The following is an 18,949-nucleotide window of genomic DNA, read 5'->3' as shown; positions in this document are numbered from 1 at the left end:
CACCGGACGGCACGGCCGCCATCGAGAGGAAACGACAATGAACCGACGCGAGTTCCTGCAGGTGCTGGCCATCGCCAGCGCCGCGGGCATGGCTTTCCCCACGCGCGACGCACAGGCGGCCCAAGCCGCCGCGAAGCTGTACGACGTGCCGCGCTTCGGCAACGTGCATCTGCTGCATTTCACCGACTGCCATGCGCAACTGCTGCCGGTCCATTTCCGTGAGCCGAGCGTCAACCTGGGCATCGGCGACTATGCCGGCAAGCCGCCGCACCTGGTCGGCCAGGCGCTGCTGAAGCACTACCAGATCGCGCCGGACAGCGCGCAGGCGCACGCCTTCACCTACCTGGATTTCACCGAGGCCGCGCGCCGCTACGGCAAGGTCGGCGGCTTCGCCCATCTGGCCACGCTGGTCAAGCAGCTGAAGGCCAGCCGCCCCGGCGCGCTGCTGCTCGATGGCGGCGACACGTGGCAGGGCTCGGCCACCGCGCTGTGGACGCGCGGCCAGGACATGGTCGACGCGGCGCTGGCGCTCGGCGTCGACGCGATGACCCCACACTGGGAAATGACGCTGGGCGCGGAACGCGTGCGCGAGGTGGTCGAGCGCGACTTCAAGGGCAAGGTCGCCTTCCTGGCGCAGAACATCAAGACCAAGGACTTCGAAGACCCGGTGTTCGAGGCCTACACGCTGCGCGAGATGAACGGCGTGCCGGTCGCCATCATCGGCCAGGCCTTCCCTTATACGCCGATCGCCAATCCGGGCTACCTGGTGCCGGACTGGACCTTCGGCATCCAGGAAGAGAACCTGCAGCGCATCATCGACGAGGCCCGCGCCAAGGGCGCGCAGGCGGTGGTGCTGCTGTCGCACAACGGCATGGACGTCGACCTGAAGCTCGCCTCGCGCGTGCGCGGACTCGACGCGATCCTCGGCGGCCACACCCATGACGGCGTGCCGGCGCCGGTGCGCGTGCGCAACGCCGGCGGCACCACGCTGGTCACCAACGCCGGCTCGAACGGCAAGTTCCTCGGCGTGCTCGACTTCGACGTGCGCGGCGGCAAGGTGGCAGACTTCCGCTACCGGCTGCTGCCGGTGTTCGCCGACTACCTGCCGGCCGATCCGGCGATGGAGGCGCTGATCCGCAAGGTCCGCTCCCCCTACGAGCAGAAGCTTGGCGAGGTGCTGGCGGTCAACAAGGAACTGCTGTACCGCCGCGGCAACTTCAACGGCACGTTCGACCAGTTGATCCTGGACGGGCTGATGGACGTGCAGGGAGCGGAGATCGCGTTCTCGCCGGGCTTCCGCTGGGGCACCACGCTGCTGCCCGGCGAGGGCATCACGATGGAAAGGCTGATGGACCAGACCGCAATCACCTATCCGTACACCACGGTGACGCAGATGAGCGGCGAGACCATCAAGACCGTGCTCGAGGACGTCGCCGACAACCTGTTCAACCCCGACCCCTACTACCAGCAGGGCGGCGACATGGTCCGCGTCGGCGGCCTGCAGTACACCATCGACCCGGCCGCCCCGATGGGCAAGCGCATCACCGAGATGCGCCTGAAGGGCAAGCCGATCGAGGCCGGCAAGACCTACAAGGTCGCCGGCTGGGCGCCGGTCGCCGAGGAAGCCCGCCACAACGGCGGCCCGCCGATCTGGGACCTGATGGCCGGCTGGCTGCGCCAGCGCAAGGAAGTGGCCGCGGCGCCGCTGAACCTGCCGTCGGTCAAGGGGATGGGCGGCAACCCCGGCATGGCGGCGTGAAACCTGAGGCGCCGGTTGCGCCGCCCCGGCTTGAAATCGCCGGGAAGCTCACGCTATAATCGCCCGCTACGGGCCGATAGCTCAGCTGGGAGAGCGCTGCGTTCGCAATGCAGAGGTCGGGAGTTCGATCCTCCTTCGGTCCACCACTATTCAGCGCCCAACCGTTCTCGGTTGGGCGTTTCCATTTCCGGGTTCCGCAGACGACGTGGGGTTCCGGGCCGGTCTGCGTGTGCCGACGGTCGGCGGACACCGGGCCATGATGCGCCCGGTTCGCCCCTGTTCCGCTCTCTCTTCTCTCGAAACCCGCGCCAACTTCCTTGCCGTGGCACAGGCGCGCGGCCGAGTCTGGCCGTGATTTACGCGCGTGCCGCCGCCATCGGTTGTCCGGCGAACTTGGAGCAGCAATGCATCACGCCAACGCGCCCGCCGCGCAGGGCATCGAGTACAAGCCTGCGCGTTGCTGCGTGACCACGAGCGCACCGTAGGCCGCGTGCTGCGTCGCAGGTTCCGGCTTGCCCTTGTCCTTCGACTTGATCTTGAACAGGTCGCTCGGTTTCGCGCTGTCCAGGCCTGCGCGTTGCATGATCCGTTCCGCCGTCGTGGCTTCGCCTTTGAACGACCACAGCGCCTCGAGCACCTTGGCCTGACCGTCGGTGAATCGGATCGGCGTGCTGCTGATATCAGGCAGCGTCGCCCATTTGAAGTCCGCCGAGAACGGCCCGTTCACCGGCGTGGCCGGATCGGCGGCCGCCGATTGCGCGGACGGTGATGATGCGCCGATGAGCGCGATCCCGCCGCCGTAGAAGGTGAAGCGCTCCTCCAGCGCCAACCACCCCACACCCGCACCGAAGGGCGATCCGCGCGTCGTGCGCGGCCTTGGCGTGATCACGCGGATGTCGCCGCCGGCGACGCGCACCCGATCCAGCAACGCTGGTTCTTGCAGCACGCGCGTCAGATCGCGGGCCAGCAGCACGGGCGAGCGGCGGGCCTCGCCCAGCCGCCACACGCCGTCGCCCAGATCATCGATGCCGTCGCGGCTTTCGATGCCGAGCGCGAGGCGCAGCTTCTGGCGCAACCATTCCTCGTCCAAGGCCAACGCCGCACCATCGTTCGCTTCCACGGCCACGGGCCCGCAGTCCGGGCAACGGCACATACGTCCACTTCGACCATCGCCCCAAACCTGCGCCCGATGCTGCTGGCAGTGTGGACAGAGCACGAACGACCGATCAACGACCGTCGGCTTGACCGCCTTGCCGAGGACGGACAGTGCAGCCACCTCGCGGGGCGACAGCGTGGTTCGCAGCACGGGCGTGCCGCCCGCGAACAGGCGGCAGACCAAGGCCCAGGCATCGTGCGCCGCCATCGATCAGTCCTCGAACGCCGAGGAGGAACTGATCGCGTCCGCTTCCGGCGGAAGCTCCTGCGCGCTCAGGGTCTGCCCCTTCTGCAAGATGCCCACCGAGACCAGATAGCCTTCCAACTGCGCCTGCATCTTGGCATCGAACTTGTGCAGGTTCAGACGCCCCTTGCTGGTCACCTCGATGGTGACCACCTTGGCGCGCGTCCGGCCCGGCTCGGGCGGATAGTAGAGATTGACCTGCGCCGCCGTCACCGCCCACTGACCTTCCAGCGGGCCCGGCAGTTTCTCCTTCAGCAGCTCATGCACCGAGCGTTGCTGGCTGGACTGCATCGCGGTGCATTCGATCTTCAGCGCGGTGTCCGGGCTGAGGAGCGTGAGCGCCTTCAGTTGCACCATCGAGAAACCGTCCTCGAACGCCTCCGGCACATCGAAGCCGGTGCGCAGCATCGACAAATCCAGGGTCGGCGACTTGATCCGGTGCGCGCTCGCCTTGACGCCCAGCACATGCTCGGCGAAGGCCTCGACCAGCATTTGCTGGTATTTCTGGCCGCCGCGCACCAGCGTGCGCACCACGCCCGTGGACTTGGCGTATTCCAGCACCATGTGGATGTTGGGATTGCCGACGCGACGCTTCAGGGTCGAACCCTCGAACTCCAGCCGCAGCATGGCCATGTCCTTGACGTGGACAGTGAGCAGGAACACGCCGGGGCTGCGCTCGACCAAGTGCGCCACGCTGCTGTCGCCGCACTGCATTTCGCGCTTGTAGAACGCCGAGATGGCGTGGCGCAGTGCAGCCAGGTTGGTGTCCGAACCGTTCGGCTGGCGCTTCAGGCCCAGATCGTATTGCTGGGTTTGCGGCCCGTGATGCTCCCAGAAGCTGAAGTCGTAGGCGCGCTCGAACAGCGCCGGGTGGTTGACGTACAGCCAGAACGAGCGATGGACGTCGCTGCGGCACAGCGTCAGGCCCGCCAGTGCGGCACCGTCCGCCACTGCGGCCTCGAACATCGCCTGCTTGCCCGCCGCATCACCCAGTTGGACGGCGGCCATGAGGTTGGCGATCATCTGGTCACGGGCGGCAGTGTCCGGCCAGACCTTGACCGCCTCCACCAAGAACTGGCTGGTCTCCGGTGCATCGTCCCACGCGAACCCGTCCGGCACCGGCAGGCCATGTGAGGTCAGGAAGTCGCGCAGCGTGGCGTCCACCGGCAGCTCGAGCATCACGTCGACAAAGGTCTTCTTCATCTTGTTTGTCCTTTCTGGATCGGCGTCGGAGGTCTGCGACCGATGTACGGGCTGCACGGGCCAGCGACAGGGTTACTGAACACGCATCTCACGCAAGTAAAGTAACGAGATACAAACGCGATTCTGAACCGCGGATTTCCGCTTGTCAATCAACGGGGCACATCTAGACCTTTTGTGTATCTCGCGGCTATACTGACAGTCTTGATTCATTCACCGGCTGTTTAGCCGCGACAGGAGCATCGCCATGGCTTCGGCGTTTGGAGCACGCCTGCGGCGCTTGCGCGAGGCGAAGAAGTTGACCCTGCAACAGGTCGCCGACGCGGTCGGCTGCACCAAGGCCTACATCTGGGAACTGGAAATGAAGGAGGGGCAGCGCCCCACCGCCGAGCGGATTCAGAAGATCGCTCAGGTGCTCGGCGTGACGATGGAGGACGTGATGGGTACGCCCATGCAGCAGGCACCCGAAGCCAGTCCCGAGGACGTGGCTTTCTTCCGCGAGTACGCCGGGATGACGGACGAGGAGAAGGATCGCTACCGGCAGGCCCTCAAGATCATGTTCCCCGACAAGGGCCAAGGCGGGGACTGAGGATTGAGCGCAGCGCAGAAGGGCGCGGCCCGCGCTACCTGAAGCTGTCCAAGCGCGTCGGCTATCCCGTGGACGCGGTCATCGAGTTCGAGCGCCAAGCGCTGCACGACTCGACGTCCGAGCGCGCGGCGGTCTGAGGAGCGATGCCATGAACGACATCACGCTCTTTCCCGCCGACATCGCCACGATGTCCATCGGCCAGTTGGCGGCGCTGCCCGCCGCGCAGAAGGCCGAGATCGACAAGAACCTCGACGAGGCCATCGACTGGTTGAAGAAGGCCCGCGCCAAGTTCGACGCGGCGCTCGACGCTGCCTACGGCGAGCAGGCCCGCGCGGCGCTGCGCGAATCCGGCCGCGACTTCGGCACCGCGCACAGCCACGGACATCGGTAGGGGCGTCGAGTACTGCTGATTCTCGACACTGGTAGACGTGCGGAAGCTGAATACCGGCTGCTTGTCAGTCAGCGCCACGGCATAGCTAAAAGCTTCATCGGTGGGAGTATCCGCAGCGCGTGTCAACTGGCGTTGCATTGCTGCTTCGATAGCTTCCTGCGCCTGCCGCAGGCGGGTATTCGAGGCGAACCTTTGTGGTGAGTCTGTGAACACGGCAATTGCTCAGATGCCTGCGGAAAGTGGAGTAAGCGCGGATGCGGCGGAGCGATTCTCGCCATCGATCTCGAGCAAGAGCATCAACATCGTGAACGGACGAGGACAGTCTTGCGGGGGGGCGAAGCTTGAGCTTCCGCAGCCTGTCACCATGTCAGTCGGAGGAGAGAGTATTGCCGGCTACGGGCTCGATACACCGACGTTGTTTGGTCCGATGCAGTCGGCTCACGAGGCGGGATTGGCTACCATGCAATCCACCCTGAATCGCCTAGCCCAGCAGTACGTAAATGCGGTGAGCGATGGAAGCGCTCCGCCTGACGTGAGCGCTGCACTGGCTTCGGCAGCACAGGTGTACGAGAACACCATCCGCCAAGCGATTGCCGGATCTCGGGGATCCATCGACTCACTGACCAGCAAGATTGAGCAGAATCTCAAGCGCGACGGTTGGATCATGACGGGGGCCTGGTATCAGACCTTCGCACAGGCTAACGCCCAGGCAACGGCGTTGGCTAATGCAACGGCCGCTGGTATAGCGGGAACGGACGCGAACAATCTGGCGTACCCACAACTGTACCGAAAGGTTTTGAGCGCCTACCAGCAGCAGCGCTCGAGGGAGGGGTCCAGTGCGTCCAGCACTGCAAATGCAGTGGCCGCATTGAAGACGGAATCGACGGATGCAAAAGGCTTTGTTGCGAGCATCTTCAGTGGGCAAGAGTGGGTCAAGGCCGCGATCAATTTGAACGGGAACAACGGAGGAGGCGGCACCACGAATCCGATGATCGGGATGAAGAATCTCGGCGACTACATCCTGATGGGTGGGTGGGCCGCACTTGGAACGTACACGGCTATCAAGGGTGGCCTGGCCGCAGCCGATTCGTCATTGGGAAAGGCCGCGACTGCCGTGGCCGATGTTGTCACGTTCGGAGCTGCTGGCGCTTTAAAAAAAGCGGCCCTGGGTGTGCTGGATGCATTGGGACCGTTCATCATCATCGCGCTGGTAGCGCTCTTCTTCTTCGGCGCGATGTTGTCAATATATATACCACTGGTGCCATTCATTATATGGTTTGGCGGCGTCACCTCATGGTACGCGGTGGTGGGGGAGGCTCTGATCGCATCGCCCCTCTGGGGCATCACTCACCTTGACGGGGATGGTGAAGGAGTAGGGCAGCGATCAACGCACGGCTACATCTTCCTGCTGAATGTCCTATTCCGACCCGCGCTGATGATGGTCGGCTTTGCGCTTGGCGGTGCCGGTGTCATCGTGCTTGGAACGCTGTTGAATACGATGTTTGGCGTTGCCATGGCAAATGCACAATTCGATAGCACGACAGGCTTGGTGAGCATTATCGGCTTCATTGCGGTGTACATCTCCTTGTGCCTGACATTGATCCACGGCTGCTTCAACCTGATTCACGTTGTACCCGACCAGGTTTTCGCCTGGATCGGAGGGCACATGTCTGGGCAGCTCGGCCGCGACACCGATGATCGGGCCAAGCAGGTGTTCCTTGGCGGCACCGCAACCGGCAAGGGGGCAGTGCAACAGTCAGCCTTCGGTGCAGGGAAAAATCTGGGAGACAAGCCGAAGAACCCACAGAGTCCTTCAGCGCCTACGAAGCCGAAAGGCTATGTGGAGTGATTCAGAGAACAAAAAGCCCGCTACGCAGCGGGCTTTTCTTTATCACTCTAGCGCCACTACGATGCACGACGTCGACGCAGTTCTTCCTCGTATGCCGCTTGGCCAATGGCCTGCCGATTTGCCTGGACCAGCATGTAGTTCTTGGGGTCTACTTTGCTAAGTTCAGCCAATGCTGCGTCCCTCACGGCACGAACTCCGCGCAAGTTTGCTTCAGCCTCTCGGAGCTGTGCCTCCAGCTCCCGAGCATACGCAGCCCAGTCGTCTGCGCGGCGACCTTGTGCCCGGGCCAACGTAAGGTTCAACGACTCTAGCATCACCACTCCCCAGTCCGCTTCACACCTAACTATAAAGGTCTCTCAGGCCACCCCGCAAGTCGACCCGTTGATATCCTCGCCTAGGCCTTATGGACATCGCTCGGGCATCGCAAAGGCACGCTGCAGTCATATCTCAATTGTAGCGCCGCCCGGCGAACCTGTGGGCAGCCGCCGACCGGTGGGGAAGGGCAGGGCAACCCGGAGGGTTGTCCTGTGCTTCTCCACGGGAAACCGCGTAGCGGTTAGGCGGGGACCCGCGAAGCGGGCTGTCCATAGGTTGGCCGGGCAAGTCCTTAACCGACGGGTTATCCACAGCGATGCGTCGGTTAACTACAGGGATATATAGGAAAACCTAAAGGAAGAAATACAGGAACTACAGGGTATACGTGCCAAGCCGCCAGCAGCTTGGCTTGGCGGCAAAATGATGCGACCAATTCACCCCTCAGGCGCGACAACTTCACCCCGACAGCGCGACCATTGCACCTCAGGTGCTGCGACCATTTCACCTCGATAAGCGCGACCATTTCACCTAGGATAACTTTAGTTATCCACAGGCTTGTGACAGTGCGTGGCATGCGCGACCAAATCACCCCGTTAATGGTGGCGCGACCATTTCACCTCGCACGCCACTGCCCCTGTAGGTCCACCGCCATCCGTACGCCCGCCGACGAGCGCGACCAAATCACCCCTCGGAGCCGACCGCCAGGGTACCGGGCACACACTAAATTTGTGCAGCATTAGGCGCGCGACCAAATCACCCCTGCGATCTTGAGAAAACGGTGTACGACACTCGCGGATACGACGGCCTGGCCGGATGGTGCGAAACTCAGTACGCTGCCCTCATGTGAGGAGCCTATGCCTGCAAAGAACACTCACGTTGTGCCGTCGGCGAACGGCCGGACCGTCCAGGTTGAAGGTGGTCAGGATGGTGATGTACAGCCGACACAGGATGCGGCGATTGCAGCCGGTACCGTGCACGAGATCCGGGAGCGAAACAGCTTCGGTCATGACCCACGGAATGTGAAGGGCTGATGCCATGTCTCGGCAGCATGCTGCCGCGTCGCTGGATTTGAGCTGCTACCCCCTGATGCTCGCTAAGCCCGGGATGATGCCGCAGAACGGTGACTGGGCTTACGAAATCAAGTATGACGGATGGCGGCTTCTGGCTCGAACTGGAGATCCTGCGCTCCGTCTGCGAGAGGGCGGCGATGCGACCACCTGGTTTCCGGAGATGCACCAGGCACTGGCCGCGCTGCCGGCGGGCTGTGTACTGGACGCTGAGGGCGTGGTCCTAGATGACATTGGCCGCCCTGACTTCAACGCCTTTCATGAGCGTGCATTGCGTAGGCGCTGGTATCGCGGCGCACGTCCAGTCGTCCTAGCTGCTTTTGATCTTCTCGTCTTGCGCGGACGGGATATCCGCGACTGGCCTATCGAAAAGAGGAAGGCGGCGCTACAGAAGCTGCTGCATGGCGTCGATGTTGGTCTGCTCTGCGTGAGCGCTGTAACTGACGGGGAGCGACTCTATCAGTTCGTCAAGCAACTGGGCATGGAAGGGATCGTTGCAAAGCGGGCGAGCAGTGCGTACCAAGGTGGGCTCTCCGACGATTGGCGAAAAGTCAAGGTATGCATTCCTGCCAATCAAGGCGTATCTGGAGACAGGATTGCCGGGGTTCCGCCCAGATCTCGCGGACAAGCCGGACAAGTGGGACCAGGGCGTCTATGATCAGCACGGGTACGCCGATCAAGGCAACGGATCGTCGCTTCACCATCATCGCCAATATCATCCAGAAGATCCGCGAAGGAACGGCGAAGAAGTACCCCGGGAATGACGATCCGATCCTTGCGGCGGTACGCGAGACGTGGCTAAGAATCGAGGAATTGAATCCCAACGAAGGGGCGGTAAATCGTGGAATCGCGTACTACCAGGCAGCGGTCACTGCGATGCGCACGCGCCATCCGGATGGGGAGGGCCGGTTTTGGACGACGGCTGAAGAGGAAGAAGAGCACATTCCCGAGGTCAGTACGATCGAGCGGTACGAAGGTGTTGATTTTGCCGCGGAATCGCCTGCCATTGCGCCTTCGGCAGCGGAGGAAGAATCTTCGAACCGGAGCGATCCCTACCACAATCCTCCCCTCCAGGAGAAGGCCGCGCCAAATGCGTTCGCTGAACTGGTGCGAGAGTTCGCTGAAGCCACACAGCGGCCGGCATCAGTCTTGTCGAGCATCAAGGAGGAGAGTGTAAGCGTTGTCGTGCCAGACGATTATGACGCCTTACCGGAAGCTCAGGCTGGCCCGGTGGATAGCCGCGCCAAGGATTCGGTCGCCCCAGCAAGCAACAGCGAGACAGATGGCGGTTTGCACGAATGGCTCGCGCAATATCAAGATGCGCAACAGGGTGATGGTGGCACGTCTGATGATCGCTTGCTGGCGGGTGATCCGAATTCGGACCCTTCCCAAGGGGAACTCCTCAACGCCGAGCCGCCGAGCCGAATAGCGCACGAGGTCGAAACGAATTCGGTCGTTATTGGCTTTAAGCGGGAAGCCGCCGAGATGCTGGTGCGCATGATCGACAATGGAGCATTGGAATAAATCTCATGATGTCTTAATACGAAGATCGAGCGTCCGGCGAGGAAACCGAACACGATCATCTTCCAAAGAACGGGGCCCGGATCGACACCGCGCCTCGTGCGGAACCACGCGGCAACAGAATGGGCAAGCGTTATGCCTGCTAAGAGTAGTGCTACTTGTACAGGGACGACGAGCGGCCCAAATCGTACAGCATCCAAAAAGTGGCTCCCTGAATCGAAATTTGTGAACTTTAACTTGCAGTTCTAGTTGCGAATGAACATCTATTTGGCCGTGACTTGCCTGACGAAGCTGGCGAAATCAGCGGAACCCTGAAGGTTGAACCCCATGGTTTGCGCTTCCTCGAACGTGCGTTCCGCTGTCCACCCATTCTGCTTTGCACGACTAAGCGCGAGCAGCAACGCGGCCCTCGTGCCAGTGGCGCAATGCAGTAAATGCGGCCCTTGTGTTCTCTGCATTACTTGACTTAACTCGTCAATCTGCTGCTCTGACAGGGCTGTCTTGTTGACTGGTACATTGAAGTAATCCAGTCCACTGTTCCTGACCAACTCGGCGTTCGAGGTGGCCGTTTCCCCAGGCGTACGCATGTCAATTACGGTGTGAATGCCTTGCTGCTTCGCCTCCACCAAATCCTGCCCCGAAGGCTGGGGACCGATGAACAGGCCATCCCCTATTTGCTTGAAGTTTGTCATTTCAATTTCTCCGTTGGTTAGCGGCACGTCAGCCCTGCGGGCTCTGGGTCATCTGGCGGCAATAGCTGGCCAAGTTCTCTGGCAGGTCTGGGGGACAGACGCCACATTGCTTATTCCCCGGGACAGCGTAGTCAATGAACTTAGGGTATGGAAGGTTCAGCTTGGCCATGATGTCCCTGAACTCTTCGAGCGTCTTTTCCCCGCCCAGGCGGGGATTACGCTTCTTTTCCTGCGCGATCGAGGAGACAAAACGCTGCTGGTAGTCGTGCGCCGGGTAGACCAAGGTTTCGTCGGGCAAAGCAAACAGCTTCTCTCGCACGCTTTTGTAGAGCGCATCGGCATCACCGTTTTGAAAGTCAGTCCTGCCACACCCCTCGATAAGTAAGGCGTCGCCTGTGAATACGCGGTCATTTAAAAGATAGGCAAAGTGCCCGTCGGTATGGCCGGGGGTATGCAGGGGCTGCAAAGTAATACCCCCGACCTGAAATGGCCTGCCTTCTTCGATGCCGACATCGGCACATGACAACTGATCGTAGGCAGGCGCGGCAATCTTGCTACCCACGGCACGCTTCATTTCCAAAGCTGCGGTGATGTGGTCGGCATGGATATGGGTATCGACCGTGTAAGCCAAGGTCAGACCTAACCTGTGCACCTCGGCCAGATCCCGATCCATGGTCGCAATCACGGGATCGATGAGGACTGCCTGTCCCGTGTCCTCGTCCCCCAGCAGATAGGTATAAGTGCTCGACAGGGGTTCGTACAGTTGTCTAAAAATCATGGGCGCTCCTTAATAGTCGTCGTGATCAGAGTTCGACACATGGATCATCGTCTCTACGTTTAATATATTATGTTATGGTATAATGTTCGTGTAAAGTGTTACTTTTAAACGGATCTACGTGGCCATGCCAAAGCAAATTGATTTAGTGAAACTGCATGCCGCAGCTGGGGAGGCTAGCAAGCTTCTGAAGGTACTGTCCAACCCCGACCGTATGCTCTTGCTATGCCAGATGACGCAGGGCGAGTTCTCGGTCAAAGAGCTGGAAACCATCACTGGGATCTTGCAGCCTACGCTTTCACAGCAGCTGACCGTGCTCCGCGAAGAGCGACTAGTGAATACGCGCCGTGAGGGCAAGCAGATCTTCTACAGCATCTCCAGTAGTGAGGCACTGGCAGTGCTACAGGTGTTGTACCAACTTTACTGCCCAACGTAATAGGAGGCTGTAATGATGATTGACTGGAACAATTTCACGCCCTGGACGTCGCTGGCGGGTGGGCTGATGATCGGAATAGCCACGGCACTGTTCTTGGTATTTAACGGAAGAATTGCGGGCATCAGTGGCATCGTGGGTGGCCTGTTAACGCCCGCAAGGGGCGATATCGCCTGGCGTCTTGCGTTCGTGGGCGGCCTAGTGCTTTCTCCTCTCGTGTTTTCAAGCATCGCTCCCCTGCCCCAAGTGCACATCGAGGCCGGTTACCCGGTCTTGATCCTGGCCGGACTGCTGGTAGGGATCGGTACCCGTTACGGTTCGGGCTGCACTAGCGGACATGGCGTGTGCGGGCTGTCGCGTCGCTCCCCGCGTTCGATGGTGGCTACCGTAGCCTTTATGTCCGCCGGATTCGTGACCGTCTACGTTGTTCGCCATCTTGTCGGCTAAGGGAGCAAAAATGAAAATCTTCATGTCGCTGTTGGTCGGCCTGTTGTTCGGCTTGGGGCTTATTTTGTCCGGCATGAGCGACCCCGCGAAGGTGCTCGGCTTTTTGGACCTGGCCGGAAACTGGGACCCGTCGCTTGCGTTCGTGATGGGCGGCGCTGTAGTCGTCGGCGCGCTGGTGTTTCCGTTCGCGGCCAAACGTCCGAGATCGATCCTGGGCGACGCCATGCGCTTGCCGACGGCTACGCAAATTGACCGCCGTCTCGTGCTCGGCGGACTCGCGTTCGGCGTCGGCTGGGGCCTGGCCGGCTATTGTCCCGGTCCTGCGCTCGCATCGCTCGCACAAGGCGGCGCCAAACCCTTGCTGTTCTTCATCGCCATGCTGGTCGGAATGGCGTTGTTTGAACTGCTCGAACGAGCAAAAGCCAAAGCCGCATCACCGGCCGCGTAACCGGGGCTGTGATGATTACGGGTCTTCTCTTGGGGGCGGTGGTAGGTATTGTCATGGGTCTGACAGGAGCTGGGGGAGGCATTCTCGCGGTCCCACTTCTTGTCTTCGGCATGCACTTAACGATCGCCGAAGCCGGCCCCGTTGGCCTGCTCGCCGTCGGTGTTTCTGCCGCAGCAGGTGCTTTGATGGGCTTAAAGGCTGGGATTGTGCGCTACCGCGCGACCGTGCTCATTGCCGGCACTGGCATCCTGCTCGCGCCACTCGGTGTATGGTTGGCTCACCGTTTGGACACGCGACTGCTCAGCCTGTTGTTTGCCGCTATTCTCGCCTGGGTCGCATATAAAACCTTCCGTGAAATCGTCGGCCGCAGTGTCGAGTCCACCTCTCTTACTCTGGATCGACCCTGCATTCGGGACGACATGAGTGGACGGTTTATCTGGACGAGCAAGTGCGCCGGCGCCTTATCGATCGCAGGTGCCATTGCGGGCATTCTGTCCGGTTTGCTCGGGGTAGGCGGCGGGTTCGTCATGGTGCCGGCCTTGCAGCGTTTCACGGATTTAGCGGTGCAATCGGTCGTCGCTACCTCGCTCGGTGTTATCGCACTTGTTTCGCTAACTGGCGTAGCGGCCAGCCTATCTACAGGAAAATTTCCCCTTGGTGTCGCGCTCCCGTTCGCAGCAGGAAGCATAGTCGGGATGGGAGTCGGCAGTGTGCTCACCTCGCGGCTTCCGCAAAAGTATCTGAAAGCTGCTTTCGGGGTGATATGTCTCGGGGTCGCTGCAATGATGACTTTTAAATCACTGTAGAGGAAACGATCGATAACACAACCCATATGCTCCTGCTGGCTCTCTTGGCCAGAGAATCACTCGTTCGTAGAACAGCATTAAGAAACCCCGTTCGCATTTTCGCCGTCACCTAAGCATGTGAGCTTAGGCTACACCCCAATTAGGCGTCAGGAGGGCCCTGCAAAATGCGTCAGGATAGAGTCATATAAACATTTTATTGACACCTGACCGGAAGGCTCATAGATTTCAGCCTGACATTCACAACAAGGAGGTTCCTTGAAGGGCCAACGAATCGGTTACGTCAGGGTCAGTAGTTTCGACCAGAACCCGGACCGGCAGCTCGAACATGCACAAGTCGACAGGGTATTCACCGACAAGGCATCGGGCAAAGACACTCAACGGCCGCAGCTGGAAGCGCTGCTGGGCTTCGTGCGCGAGGGGGATACCGTGGTCGTGCACAGTATGGACCGCTTGGCCCGCAACCTGGATGACCTCCGGCGCCTTGTGCAGAGCCTGACCAGGCGCGGCGTACGCATCGAGTTCGCCAAGGAGTGTTTGGCCTTTACCGGTGAGGACTCGCCAATGGCGAACCTGATGCTGTCGGTCATGGGCGCCTTTGCCGAGTTCGAGCGCGCCCTGATCCGTGAACGGCAGCGCGAGGGGATCGCGCTGGCCAAGCAACGTGGGGCCTACCGTGGCCGCAAAAAAGCGCTCGCGCCCGAGCGTGTGACTGAGCTACGCACTCGGGTCGCCGCCGGCGAGCCGAAAGCGGTCGTGGCCCGCGACCTTGGCATCAGTCGAGAAACCCTCTACCAGTACCTAAAAACGCGCACCGTATGAACGTTCATGCACTCATGATCGGACAGCCCTGAGCCCGGATTCTCTGCTCCATGTGCTTCTCTTTCATCAGATTTCCAAGAAATCGAACAAATGCCACGCCGCTCACTGCTTTCCGATACTGAACGCGACAGCCTGCTCGTGTTGCCCGAAAGTCAGGATGATCTGATCCAACAATATAGCTTCACGGACGCCGACCTGGCGTTGATCCGGCAACGCCGTGGCGCCGCAAACCGCCTCGGCTTCGCCGTGCAGATGTGCCTGCTGCGCTACCCTGGCTACGCGTTGGCCAGCGACACCATGCTGCCAGATCCTGTGATCCATTGGGTTGCCAAGCAGGTGCGCGGCGACGCCGGCGCCTGGCCGGAATATGGCGGACGGGAGAAAACGCGCAACGAGCACCTGCACGAGCTGCGCGCTTACCTCGGGCTGTCCGTGTTTGGCCTGCCTGATTTCCGCAAGCTGGTACACAGCCTGGCTGACCTCGCCATGCAGACCGACAAGGCCATGATCCTGGCTGCGCATTCCCTCGAAACGCTGCGCCAGAAGCGCATCATTCTGCCGGCGTTGACCGTCATCGAGCGCGCCTGCGCCGAGGCCGTGACGAGGGCGAACCGGCGGCTCTATCGCACGTTGATCGAGCCGCTGGAGCGCCACCACAAGCGCTCCCTGGACAACCTGCTCAACGTCGCGCCTGACATGAGCATTACCTGGCTCGTGTGGCTCCGCCAGTCGCCGCTCAAGCCCAATTCCCGCTACATGCGCGAGCACATCGAACGCCTCAAAGTGTTCCAGTCGGGGGTCATGCCAAGATTCGGGCAATCGGCTATCATAAGCCGCTGGGTTATATAAACAAGAAGAAACATTCCCTTTAGTTATAACTTTGGTCTAGAACTTTGCCATCGTCCTCGGCTAGACTGGCTGGCCCTTCAGAGATTGTCGAGATCCTGTATGGCCACCGTCGAGCGTACCGCCTACCCGCGTTTCCCGAAGGTTTTCTCCACTAAGGAGCTACAGGCGTGTTACACGCCGGATGCCGAGGAACTGGAGTGGGCCACCCGCTCAACACGTGGACAAGTGCCGCGACTTGGCTTGCTGGTGCTGCTGAAGGTCTTCCAGCAACTGCATTACTTCCCCAACCTGGACAGCATTCCCGTCGTCGTGATTGACCACGTGCGCGCCAGCGCTGGTCTGGCGCCAGATGCCGCATTTGGCTATGACCGCAAGCTATCCCCCACGCTGTACCGGCATTACACGGCGGTACGCGAATTTCTCGGCGTCCAGCCCTATATCGGCACCGATGGCAACGAGGTCACGATCCGCGCCGCGCGCGAAGCCGCGGAAACTATGGACCAGCAAGTGGACATCATCAATGCCACCATTGATGCGCTGATCCTGCGCCAGGTCGAGTTGCCAGCGTTCTCCACCCTAGACAACATTGCCGAGCAGATTCACACCCGCACGCAGACCGCACTGTTTCGAAGCGTTGCAAGGCGTTTGTCGGACGAGGAACGGCAGCGGCTGGACCGGCTTCTCACCCGGGAATTCACCAACCGACTTACCGCCTACAACAACATCAAGCGCCACGCGCGCCGTCCATCACGCAAGCATCTCAACCTACTCATAGAACACCTGACCTTACTTGACGGGCTTGGCGATTTCTCTCGCGCAATCGCAGGCGTGCCAGCCTCGAAGCTGCGCTCGCTGGCCAGCCAGGCCATGAGCCTGGACGCGGCCAATCTAAGGGAGATTCTACCTGAGAAGCGCTACACGCTGATCGTTGCCTTGCTCAACCATATGCGCGTGCCCACCCGCGACGATCTCGCGGAAATGTTCATCCGTCGCATGGGCTCCATCCACAAGCGAGCGCGCGACGAGATGGAGCGCATCCAGTCCCGTCAGCGCGCCCAGATGGAGAAGCTGGTCAGCTTGCTCGACGGCGTGGTCGATATCGTCGCCGATGGCCAGGACGACGCGCTGATCGGCCGGCAGGTGCGCCGCTTCCTCGCGCCGTCCGGCGATCTGGAGCCGCTGCGCGAGAGCTGCGCCGAGGTGCGGGCCTTCAGCGGCAACAATTACCTGCCACTACTATGGCGGCATTTCCGCGCGCATCGCTCCGTCATGCTGCGCCTGGCGCAGGTGCTGGAATGGGAGTCGACCAGCCAGTCGCGCACGCTGCTGGCGGCACTTGCGGTAGTGCTGGACAATGAATCCCTGCATCGCGAATGGATCGCCGCCGACGTCGATGTGAGCTTCGCCTCGGAACGTTGGCGAAAGCTGGTGCGTCGCCCCCACGACCAGGGCGCCCCTACCAACCGGCGCTACCTGGAACTGTGCGTGCTCTCGCATATGGTCAACGAGCTGCGATCCGGCGACTTGTGCGTGGTGGGTTCGGATGCCTTTGCCGATTACCGTGCGCACCTGCTGCCCTGGCGCGAATGCGAACGGCGCCTGCCGGAATACTGCGCCAAGCTGGACATGCCAGCCAACGCGCAGGACTTCGTGGTGTATCTGCGCCAGTGGCTCGCCGACACGGCGCGCACGCTGGATGCCGGTTTTCCCGACAAGCGCCAGCACGTCACCATCGGCCAGGATGGCGAGCCGGTGCTCAAGCGCACCGTCGCCCGGGAGATTCCGGCCAGCGCCGTTGCCTTGCAGCAGGCGCTGATCCGACGTATGCCGACGCGCAACCTGCTGGACGTGCTGGCCAACATCGAGCACTGGACCCGCTTCACACGGCACTTCGGCCCGCTCTCCGGCAGCGACCCGAAGATCCGCAATGCGGCCGAGCGCTACCTGCTGACCATCTTCGCCATGGGCTGCAACCTGGGACCCACCCAGGCGGCCCGCCATATCACGCCGCACATGATGTCGTTCGTCAACCGCCGGCATCTGAGCCTGGAGCGTCTCGAAACCGCGCAGCGGGAATTGATCGAGCTGTATCTGCGGCTCGACCTGCCCAAGCACTGGGGGGATGGCAAGACCGTCGCGGCTGACGGCACCCAGTACGACTTCTACGACAACAACCTCCTGGCCGGCTACCACTTTCGGTACCGCAAGATGGGCGCGGTGGCCTACCGGCATGTGGCCGACAACTACATCGCGGTGTTCCGGCATTTCATTCCGCCCGGCGTGTGGGAAGCCATCTACGTGATCGAGGGTCTGCTCAAGGCCGGCTTGAGCGTCGAGGCCGATACCGTGCATGCCGACACCCAGGGTCAGTCGGCCGCGGTGTTCGCCTTCACGCATCTGCTGGGCATCAACCTGATGCCGCGCATCCGCAATTGGCAGGATCTGAAGCTTTACCGTGCCGATGCGAACATCAAATACAAGCACATCGACCGGCTGTTCTCGGACACCGTGGACTGGGACCTGATCGCCTTCCACTGGAAGGACCTGATGCAGGTGGCGCTATCGATTCAGGCCGGAACAATCTCCTCGCCGCTCCTGCTGCGCCGGTTCGGCTCGGAAAGCCGCCGCAACCGCCTGTTTCTGGCGGCGCAGGAACTCGGCAAGGTCGTGCGCACGGCGTTCCTGCTCGAATGGATTGGCAGCCGCGAGTTGCGCCAGGAGATCACCGCCACCACCAACAAGATCGAGTCCTACAATGGCTTTGCCAAATGGTTCTCGTTCGGCGGCGATGTGCTGGCCGAGAACGATCCCGATGAGCAGCAGAAGCGTCTGCGCTACAACGACTTGATCGCCTCGGCCGTGATTCTTCAGAACACGGCGGACATGATGCAGGCCCTGCGCGCGATGGTGAAGGAAGGGATCAAAGTCGACGTGGCCGACATCGGCTTCCTGAGTCCCTACCTCACTAGCAACATCAAGCGCTTCGGCGACTATAAACTCAACCTGGAGCGGGTGCCGGAAGCCTGGATTCGCGACAGCCTCTTTGCCGCTCCCGCCCATTCCGTCCGCAAGCCTCGCCATGCCTGATACCGATACACCTTACGGCAGGGTCGACGCTGAGGCGTTGCAAGCGCTTCGGGACACGTTCGACACGACCACCATCCTGCGCGTGGTGGAACAACTCGATGCGATCCGCGCGCGTTGCTGTGAGCCAGCCGGACTGCGCGACGATCTGCTGCGCTTGCACGGCATGGCACATACTCTGATCAACGGCGCCGCATTGTCGTATCCAACCACTGGCCCGACCCTCGTGGACGAAACCGAGGCCATCATAGAGGAGTTGGATGACTGGATCTTGCTGCTCAAGCGCGCCGTTCAAGCGCTGCGCCCGCTGGAGCCGCTTCGCCCTCGCGACGATAGCTGACTCGGCTAGGTCGCTTGCGCGTCGAGACGGCGCATGTGAGGCCGGTTCCGACGAAGCAGCAGGACAAAAGTCAGTACGATAGCCGGAGCAACTTAGCCGCGTCCATTAGGCCCTTCGGCGCACTTTTTCCGCTTGCAGCGATGCGATCAACTGGCAGTACATTGCC

16 protein-coding genes, 1 tRNA gene and 2 pseudogenes are annotated in these 18,949 nt (G+C 61.3%); 15 read left to right on the top strand and 4 right to left on the bottom strand.

Going from position 1 to position 18,949, the window contains the following annotated elements; genetic code table 11:
- Positions 1-37 precede the first annotated feature (37 nt).
- Complete coding sequence (gene soxB / locus FOB47_RS24495) at positions 38-1,759, top strand: thiosulfohydrolase SoxB (RefSeq protein WP_174782265.1); 1,722 nt, start codon at positions 38-40, stop codon at positions 1,757-1,759.
- A gap of 70 nt (positions 1,760-1,829) precedes the next feature.
- Positions 1,830-1,905 (top strand) — tRNA-Ala (locus FOB47_RS24490).
- Positions 1,906-2,168: 263 nt separating this feature from the next.
- On the opposite strand, the gene FOB47_RS24485 is transcribed toward FOB47_RS24490, so the two are convergent.
- Both FOB47_RS24485 and FOB47_RS24480 read right to left on the bottom strand, forming a co-directional pair.
- Positions 2,169-3,122 (bottom strand): hypothetical protein, encoded by a 954-nt coding sequence (locus tag FOB47_RS24485; RefSeq protein ID WP_164491225.1) that lies wholly within the window; start codon positions 3,120-3,122, stop codon positions 2,169-2,171.
- Between the two features lie 3 nt (positions 3,123-3,125).
- A complete protein-coding gene (locus FOB47_RS24480; protein ID WP_164491224.1) occupies positions 3,126-4,361 on the bottom strand; it encodes a hypothetical protein in 1,236 nt (411 codons plus the stop codon).
- 244 nt (positions 4,362-4,605) lie between these two features.
- Here FOB47_RS24480 and FOB47_RS24475 point away from each other — a divergent pair, with 244 nt between their 5' ends.
- From FOB47_RS24475 to FOB47_RS24455, 5 genes and pseudogenes are all read left to right on the top strand, one after another.
- The gene (locus FOB47_RS24475) at positions 4,606-4,947 is read left to right on the top strand and encodes a helix-turn-helix domain-containing protein (protein ID WP_060121794.1); all 342 of its coding nucleotides are present in this window, start codon (positions 4,606-4,608) and stop codon (positions 4,945-4,947) included.
- Between the two features lie 148 nt (positions 4,948-5,095).
- A pseudogene (locus FOB47_RS24470) lies at positions 5,096-5,320 on the top strand (hypothetical protein); the annotation flags it as partial.
- A 223-nt stretch (positions 5,321-5,543) separates the two neighbouring features.
- Entirely contained in the window at positions 5,544-7,187 is a 1,644-nt protein-coding gene (locus FOB47_RS24465; protein WP_174782264.1) for a DotA/TraY family protein, read from the top strand.
- A gap of 1,350 nt (positions 7,188-8,537) precedes the next feature.
- A complete protein-coding gene (locus FOB47_RS24460) occupies positions 8,538-9,227 on the top strand; it encodes an ATP-dependent DNA ligase (protein ID WP_174782263.1) in 690 nt (229 codons plus the stop codon).
- Complete coding sequence (locus FOB47_RS24455; protein ID WP_174782262.1) at positions 9,224-10,093, top strand: hypothetical protein; 870 nt, start codon at positions 9,224-9,226, stop codon at positions 10,091-10,093. The genes FOB47_RS24460 and FOB47_RS24455 overlap by 4 nt, the downstream gene beginning before the upstream one ends.
- Before the next feature lie 260 nt (positions 10,094-10,353).
- Here the strand turns inward: FOB47_RS24455 and FOB47_RS24450 are convergent, their stop codons facing one another.
- A complete protein-coding gene (locus FOB47_RS24450; RefSeq protein WP_053821754.1) occupies positions 10,354-10,782 on the bottom strand; it encodes a protein tyrosine phosphatase family protein in 429 nt (142 codons plus the stop codon).
- A 28-nt stretch (positions 10,783-10,810) separates the two neighbouring features.
- Positions 10,811-11,560 carry an MBL fold metallo-hydrolase gene (locus tag FOB47_RS24445; protein WP_053821755.1) on the bottom strand — a complete coding sequence of 250 codons (750 nt, stop codon included), beginning with the start codon at positions 11,558-11,560 and terminating at the stop codon, positions 10,811-10,813.
- A gap of 124 nt (positions 11,561-11,684) precedes the next feature.
- Here FOB47_RS24445 and FOB47_RS24440 point away from each other — a divergent pair, with 124 nt between their 5' ends.
- From FOB47_RS24440 to tnpC, 8 genes and pseudogenes are all read left to right on the top strand, one after another.
- Positions 11,685-11,993: an ArsR/SmtB family transcription factor gene (locus FOB47_RS24440; RefSeq protein WP_053821756.1), complete on the top strand. Its 309-nt coding sequence runs from the start codon at positions 11,685-11,687 to the stop codon at positions 11,991-11,993.
- Between the two features lie 12 nt (positions 11,994-12,005).
- On the top strand, positions 12,006-12,437 hold the full coding sequence (locus FOB47_RS24435) for a YeeE/YedE family protein (RefSeq protein ID WP_053821757.1): 432 nt from the start codon (positions 12,006-12,008) through the stop codon (positions 12,435-12,437).
- Positions 12,438-12,447: 10 nt separating this feature from the next.
- Positions 12,448-12,885, top strand: coding sequence for a DUF6691 family protein (locus FOB47_RS24430; protein WP_053821758.1), 438 nt, complete (start codon positions 12,448-12,450; stop codon positions 12,883-12,885).
- A gap of 11 nt (positions 12,886-12,896) precedes the next feature.
- Positions 12,897-13,691, top strand: coding sequence for a sulfite exporter TauE/SafE family protein (locus FOB47_RS24425; protein WP_053821759.1), 795 nt, complete (start codon positions 12,897-12,899; stop codon positions 13,689-13,691).
- Between the two features lie 255 nt (positions 13,692-13,946).
- Positions 13,947-14,510 (top strand): recombinase family protein, encoded by a 564-nt coding sequence (locus FOB47_RS24420; protein ID WP_075791073.1) that lies wholly within the window; start codon positions 13,947-13,949, stop codon positions 14,508-14,510.
- A gap of 90 nt (positions 14,511-14,600) precedes the next feature.
- Positions 14,601-15,317, top strand: a pseudogene (locus tag FOB47_RS24415) (DUF4158 domain-containing protein); the annotation flags it as partial.
- Positions 15,318-15,458: 141 nt separating this feature from the next.
- A complete protein-coding gene (locus FOB47_RS24410; RefSeq protein WP_174782261.1) occupies positions 15,459-18,446 on the top strand; it encodes a Tn3 family transposase in 2,988 nt (995 codons plus the stop codon).
- Positions 18,439-18,783, top strand: a complete 345-nt coding sequence (gene tnpC, locus FOB47_RS24405; RefSeq protein ID WP_053821762.1) for a Tn3 family transposase post-transcriptional regulator TnpC — start codon at positions 18,439-18,441, stop codon at positions 18,781-18,783. Before FOB47_RS24410 ends, tnpC begins: the two co-directional genes overlap by 8 nt.
- Positions 18,784-18,949: the final 166 nt, after the last annotated feature.

The organism is Cupriavidus gilardii (genome assembly GCF_013347325.1).
GTDB lineage: Bacteria > Pseudomonadota > Gammaproteobacteria > Burkholderiales > Burkholderiaceae > Cupriavidus > Cupriavidus gilardii.
This window is presented reverse-complemented; position numbering and strand designations above follow the sequence as displayed.